At 64.2% G+C, this 5,356-nt stretch carries 5 protein-coding genes; all 5 read left to right on the top strand.

What is annotated here, in order from left to right; all coding sequences use genetic code 11:
* Positions 1-1,365, top strand: a 1,365-nt coding sequence (locus tag RBB16_RS20385; protein ID WP_306047866.1) for a PfkB family carbohydrate kinase, incomplete at its 5' end; no start/stop codon positions are given.
* Positions 1,362-3,194, top strand: a complete 1,833-nt coding sequence (gene iolD / locus RBB16_RS20380; RefSeq protein ID WP_306047865.1) for a 3D-(3,5/4)-trihydroxycyclohexane-1,2-dione acylhydrolase (decyclizing) — start codon at positions 1,362-1,364, stop codon at positions 3,192-3,194. The genes RBB16_RS20385 and iolD, both read left to right, overlap by 4 nt.
* 11 nt (positions 3,195-3,205) lie before the next feature.
* A complete protein-coding gene (gene iolE, locus RBB16_RS20375) occupies positions 3,206-4,111 on the top strand; it encodes a myo-inosose-2 dehydratase (protein ID WP_306047864.1) in 906 nt (301 codons plus the stop codon).
* Between the two features lie 19 nt (positions 4,112-4,130).
* A complete protein-coding gene (locus tag RBB16_RS20370) occupies positions 4,131-4,337 on the top strand; it encodes a hypothetical protein (protein WP_306047863.1) in 207 nt (68 codons plus the stop codon).
* The gene (gene iolB / locus RBB16_RS20365) at positions 4,330-5,136 is read left to right on the top strand and encodes a 5-deoxy-glucuronate isomerase (RefSeq protein ID WP_306047862.1); all 807 of its coding nucleotides are present in this window, start codon (positions 4,330-4,332) and stop codon (positions 5,134-5,136) included. Before RBB16_RS20370 ends, iolB begins: the two co-directional genes overlap by 8 nt.
* Positions 5,137-5,356: the final 220 nt, after the last annotated feature.

Genomic DNA, 5,356 nt, shown 5'->3' with positions numbered 1-5,356 from the left:
GGGGAAAGCCGCTTCATCGCCTCCGACGAGGTGACGGAGAAGCTGCAATCGACTCTGCACCTGTTTGACCTGATCGTCGGCACCGAGGAGGAATTCCACATCGCAGGCGGCACGACGGATACCGTTGCGGCGCTGCGCGCGGTGCGTGCGGTGTCTGGCGCAACACTGGTCTGCAAGCGCGGCCCGATGGGGGCGGTGGCGTTCGAGGGCGCGATCCCCGATAGCCTGGATGACGGCCAGACCGGCCCGGGCTTCCCGATCGAGGTGTTCAATGTCCTCGGCGCGGGCGACGGGTTCATGTCGGGGCTATTGAAAGGTTGGCTCGATGGAGAGGATTGGCCGACGGCGCTGACCTATGCAAATGCCTGCGGGGCATTCGCCGTCAGCCGCCATGGCTGCACCCCCGCCTATCCAAGTTGGGAGGAGCTGCAGTTCTTTCTCAAACGCGGCGTGAAGGAAACCGCGCTGCGCAAGGATACCGTTCTGGAAAACGTCCACTGGTCCACCAACCGCAAGGGTGACTGGACCACGATCCGCAGCTTTGCGTTCGATCATCGGATGCAGTTGGAGGATCTGGAGGGCGCGAACAGATCCAAGATCGGCACATTCAAGGAACTTTGCCTTGAGGCGGCTTTGCAAGTGGCAAATGGCCAGCCCGGTTACGGCATCCTCTGCGACGGGCGGCTTGGTCGCGATGCGCTTTACAAGGCGACGGGCACCGGACTTTGGGTCGGGCGGCCGGTGGAATGGCCGGGCTCGCGCCCGCTGATGCTGGAGCCTGAGATCGGGCCGGACTACGGGGGCCTCAACGAGTGGCCGCTTGATCACGTGGTCAAGGTGCTGTGCTTCTGCCACCCCGATGACGACGCGGATATGTGGGCGCGGCAGGAGGAGACCATCCTGCGGCTGTTCAGTGCTGCGCGGCGCAACCGGCTGGAGTTCCTGCTGGAGGTGATCCCTTCAAAGGTGGGCGCCGTCGACGATCAGACCACGGCCAAGGTGATCCAACGCTTCTACGATCTGGGCGTTTACCCCGACTGGTGGAAGCTGGAACCGATGAAGTCCGATGCCGGGTGGCAGGCGGCCTGTGACGCGATCACCCGGAACGATCCTTACACGCGCGGCATCGTGGTGCTTGGGCTGGCCGCCGAGGAAGCGGCGCTGCGCGAGAGCTTTGCTGTGGCTGCGCGCTATCCGCTGGTCAAGGGCTTCGCCGTGGGGCGCACCATCTTCGGCGCGGCGGCAGAGGCGTACATGAAGGATGCGATCACCGCGGGCGAAGCGGTCGATCAGATGGCAGAGAAATACGCGCGGCTTTGCGCGATCTGGGACGAGGCCCGTGCGCGGGCGAAGGAGGCAGCATGACAACGATCCGACTGACCGCCGCGCAGGCGATGGTGAAGTACCTCGCCGCGCAGATGACGCCCGAGGGCGTTCCCTATATCGCCGGGTGTTGGGCGATCTTCGGCCATGGCAACGTGGCGGGCCTGGGCGAGGCGCTCTATCATCAGCGCGATGCGCTGCCCACCTATCGGGGCCACAACGAACAGACCATGGCGCATACGGCGATTGCTTATTCCAAGCAGTTGCGCCGGGACCGGGCAATGATGGTGACCAGCTCCATCGGGCCGGGTGCCACCAACATGGTGACAGCCTGCGCGTTGGCCTATGTGAACCGTCTGCCGGTGCTCTTCGTGCCGGGCGATGTCTTCGCGCATCGCGGGCCCGACCCGGTGTTGCAGCAGCCCGAGAACTTCGCCGATGGCACGGTGACGGCGACGGATACCTTCCGGCCCGTGAGCCGCTACTTCGACCGGATCACAAGGCCCGAGCAACTGTTGACCGCGCTGCCGCGTGCAATGCGCACCATGACCGATCCCGCCGATTGCGGGCCGGTAACGCTCGCCTTCTGCCAGGATGTGCAGGCAGAGGCCTATGACTGGCCCGAGGCGTTCTTCGCGCCGCGCGTCTGGCACCGGAGGGCAGCGCCGCCCGATGCGGGGGAACTGGCGCGGGTGGCGGAGCTGCTGGAAGGCGCGGAAACCCCGGTGATCGTCGCGGGTGGCGGCACCCATTATGGCCACGCGACGGAGACCCTGAAAGACTTCGCCGAGGCGCACCAGATCCCAGTCGTGGAAACCCAGGCGGGCAAATCGGCGCTGCCCTGGGACCATCCGCTCAATCTCGGCCCCATCGGCGTGACCGGCGCGGAAAGCGCCAACACGATCTGCGCGGCGGCGGATGTTGTCATCGGCGTCGGCACCCGCTTTCAGGACTTCACAACCGGATCATGGTCCTTGTTCGCCAATCCCGCGCGCAAACTGGTCAGCCTCAACGTGCAGGCCTATGACGCGATGAAGCACGGGGCGGAGCCTTTGTGCTGCGACGCGAAAGCGGGGCTGGAGGCGCTGTCAGCGGCGCTCGGGGGCAAGACCTTCACCGCCCCCGATGCCGCGCTGAAAGCCGACTGGTTCGCCAAGGTCGATCCGCTGACCGACGCGCCCGAGGAGGACGCGAACGCTCTACCCACCGACATGCAGGTGGTGGGCGCGGTGCAGCGGTCCGCCGGTCCCGACACGGTGGTTATGTGCGCCGCGGGCACCATGCCGGGCGAGCTGCACAAGCTCTGGAAAGCAGGGCGGCCCGGCTGCTACCACATGGAGTACGGGTTCAGCTGCATGGGCTACGAGATTGCCGGCGCGCTTGGCATCTGGATGGCCGACCCCGCGCGCGACATCGTCTGCTTCACCGGCGACGGCACCTATATGATGGCGAACTCGGAACTGGCGACCGCCTGCATGATGGGGGCGAAGTTTACCCTCGTGATCACCGACAACCGGGGCTTTGGCTGCATCAACCGGCTGCAGATGGGCACCGGCGGGGCAGAGTTCAATTGCCTGCTGGATCACACCGTGCATGAAAACCCCTCGCAGATCGACTTCGTCGCCCATGCCGCCAGCATGGGGGCGAAAGCGGTGAAGGCTGCCAGCATTGCCGAACTGGAAGAGCATCTGGCGAAGGCCAGTGACCATGACGGCGTCTATGCCATCGTTCTGGACACCGACCCATATCCCTCTACCCCGCATGGGGGAACGTGGTGGGAAGTGGGCGTGCCCGAGGTCAGCACCCGCCCCGAGGTCAACGAGGCGCGAGCCACTTACGAAACCAAGCGCAAAACACAGCGCACCGACTGAGAGTAACACCCATGAGCGTCAAAATCGGGATCTCCCCCATTGCCTGGCAGAACGACGACCTGCCCGACATTACTGCCGCCTACACGATGGAACAGGCCCTGCAGGAGGCCCGCGAGATCGGCTATACCGGCGTCGAACGCGGCCAGCGTATGCCCCACGATACGGACGGGCTGCGCACCTATCTGGAGGCCAATGACCTTGCGCTGTGCGGCGGCTGGTGTTCGGGCAATACGCTGGTGAACAGCGTGGCCGAGGAATGCGCCGCGATTGGTCAGCAGGTGGACCAGTTCGTGGCCCTCAACGCGCCCTGTATCGTCTATGCCGAATGCTCCAATACCGTGCAGGGGTTGCAGGGCGTACCGGTCAATAACCGCCCGAAACTGTCCCGTGACGAGGTGCTGGCCTATGCGGCGAAGCTGACCGAGGTGGCCAAATGGGTGGCGGGGCAGGGGATGCCCTTTGCCTATCACCACCACATGGGGTCCATCATCGAAAGCGAGGACGATGTGAACTGGCTGATGGAAGGGTCGGGGCCGGAGGTTCAGCTCTGCTTCGACACCGGCCACATGCTCTTTGGCGGCGGTGATGTGATGGCCGTCATGAACCGGTGGGCAGATCGCATCCACCATGTCCATTTCAAGGATATCCGGCCCGAGATCGTCCGTGACGTCCGCGACAATGACCGCAGCTTCCTCGACGCGGTGATCGCGGGGGCTTTTACCGTGCCCGGCGACGGCTGCATCGACTTCCAGGCCGTGGCCGACAAGCTGAAGGCGATGGACTATGCCGGCTGGATCGTGGTCGAAGCCGAACAGGACCCGGCAAAAGCGCCGCCTTACGAGTATTCAAAGATGGGGTATGAGCATATCCTGACGGTCTGTGACCGCGCGGGGCTGAAGATCGACAACTGCGCCTGACCCTGGAAAGGAACTGTCCATGTTCGACATGCGTCACCCATCCTTCCGCCCGCTCTGGATCCGGGTCGGCATCGTGGCGGTCTGCTTCGGATGGGCGGTGCTGGAGCTTAGCCGCGACGAGGGAACCTGGGCGATGATCTTCGGCGCGATCGGCGGCTACACGGCCTATCACCTGCTCTTTGCCTGGGTGCCGCCGGAGGATGATGAGGACAATGACAATGGCTGACCTGCTGCTCAAGCCCTTCGGAACTCATGGCAAGGTGCATCACGTGACGCCCGCCAGCGCCGGGTGGCGCTATGTGGGCTTCTCGCTCTATCGCCTGCGGGCGGGCGATGTGGTGGGCGAGGCGACCGGGGACACCGAAGTGATCCTCGTGATGGTCGAGGGCAAGGCCCGGCTGACCGGTGCGGGTCAGGACTGGGGCGAGTTGGGCGACCGGATGGATGTCTTCGAAAAGACACCGCCGCATTCGCTCTATCTTCCGAATGGCACCGAGTGGCAGGCCACGGCCACCACGGATTGTACCATCGCCATCTGCGCCGCGCCGGGCAAGGGCGGGCATCAGGCCCGCCGCATCGGCCCGGACGGCATCACGCTGACCGAGCGCGGCAAGGGCACAAATACCCGCTACATCAACAACATCGCCATGGAGGCCGAGGATTACTGCGACAGCCTGCTGGTGACCGAGGTCTTTACCCCGGCTGGCCACTGGTCCTCCTACCCCAGCCACCGCCACGACGAAGACGACTTCCCCCGCATCACCTACCTAGAAGAAACCTATTACCATCGGGTTAACCCCGCCCAGGGATTTGCGATCCAGCGCGTCTACACCGAGGACGGAACCCTCGACGAGACCATGGCCGTCAGCGACGGCGATGTCGTCCTTGTCCCCCGCGGCCATCATCCCTGCGGCGCACCCTACGGCTTCGAGATGTACTACCTCAACGTCATGGCGGGCCCCCGCCGCAACTGGCGCTTCCAGGCGGATCCCGCCGTTCAGTGGATCATGGATCGGGACGCGTGAGGCGGGCATTCCCAATAGTGAGACAACCGAGCGCCCGGGATGCTGTCATTCCGGGCGTTGGTTCGTGACGGACTGATCTGCCTTTCAACAGGCGAATGATTCGAATCACAGCCCGGTTCCACGCAGTTCATCCCAGAGCCTCTCCCTGTAAGCGTGATTTTCACACGTATTTTGGTGTTATCGTTTGTTATGGGTTGGATCGGGGTGTTATCGACTTTTG

The organism is Nioella sp. MMSF_3534 (genome assembly GCF_030732985.1).
Classification (GTDB): Bacteria; Pseudomonadota; Alphaproteobacteria; order Rhodobacterales; family Rhodobacteraceae; genus Nioella.
The sequence above is the reverse complement of the archived record's forward strand: the minus strand, read 5'-3'. Positions and strand labels throughout refer to the sequence as shown.